General features: G+C 65.6%; 1 protein-coding gene. It reads left to right on the forward strand.

Features of this window, described 5'->3' with window-relative positions:
• Positions 1–214: 214 nt before the first annotated feature.
• The coding region (locus NKJ46_RS34600; protein WP_352671823.1) for an IS4 family transposase at positions 215–1,221 on the forward strand (1,007 nt) is incomplete at its 3' end.

Here is a 1,221-nt window from a genome sequence, read left to right on the forward strand (position 1 = left end):
CTATCGCATTCACACATCTGGGTTGCGCTTTGCGGCGAAGCTCGATTCTATTTCGGCCGGAAAAGCCGAAGGAGGGTTGAATGACCGGGATCGAGTACGGGCTGGGGCAATTTGGTGACCTGCGCCTGGAAAAAGGGGGGCCTGCTTGCATCGGGCGCTGGTGGCGCGGCCTGGATCGTGTATCCGGCGGCTCGGCGGCAAGCGGGCGGCCGAAATGCAGTTTACGCGGTTTTTGCGCAATCCCTCGGTAACGGCGACGGAGATGTCGCTGCATGCTGGACGACTGACCGGTCGTCGCGCGGCCGGCCGCGATATCGTCGCGGTGCAGGACACGTCGGAACTGGTGCTGGGTTCGCGGCGGGCGCGGGCCGATTATGGCCCGGTCGGCAAGGGCAATGCGGCAGGCTTGCTGCTGCACCCGGTTCTGGCGGTCGAGGCCGGCACGGGAGCCATGCTGGGCCTGGTCTCGATGCAGATATGGAACCGCAGCGCGGAGGAACTGGCGCCGCGGCGCCAGCGGGCGACAGCCAACAAGGAATCGCGGCGCTGGATCGACGCGACCAGGCAGGCCGGCGCGGTTCTGGAAGAGGCGGCCAGCATCACTATGGTGTCGGATCGCGAGAGCGACTTTTACGAACTCTTCGCCGAACGTCCGCACAATGTCGACCTGATCGTGCGGGCCTGTCAGAACCGGCGCATCGAGGCCGCGCAAGAAGAGCCCGGCTTGCTGTTCGCCTTCATCGACGCCCAGCCGGAGCAAAGCCGCTTTGAAGTGACCATCCCCGCCGCGCCCGGGCGACGCGCACGGGATGCCAAGCTGGCAGTGCGTTACGCGCCGGTGACGGTGCGGCGCCCACTCAACGGGGCCGATCCGGTGTTGCCCGAGACCATCGGTTTGACACTGGTCGATGTTCGCGAGGTGTCGAAGCCGAAAGACGGCAACGAGCCGGTGCATTGGCGCTTGCTGACCACCCACGGTGTCGCCACCGTGGCCCAGGCACGCCGTGTCGTCGACCTCTACCGCTCGCGTTGGGTCATCGAAGAGTTCTTCCGCATCCTCAAGACAGCAGGCTTCGATATCGAGGCAGCCGACATCGGCGATCCGCACGCCATGATCAACTTCGTCGCCGCTGCCAGCGTCGCCGCCGTCACCATCAAGCAGCTCGTCCAGGCTCGCGACGGCAACACCGATCAGCGGCTCAGCGATGCTTTCGATCCCGA

Source organism: Mesorhizobium sp. M0166 (genome assembly GCF_040322255.1).
In the GTDB taxonomy this organism is placed as follows: Bacteria; Pseudomonadota; Alphaproteobacteria; order Rhizobiales; family Rhizobiaceae; genus Mesorhizobium.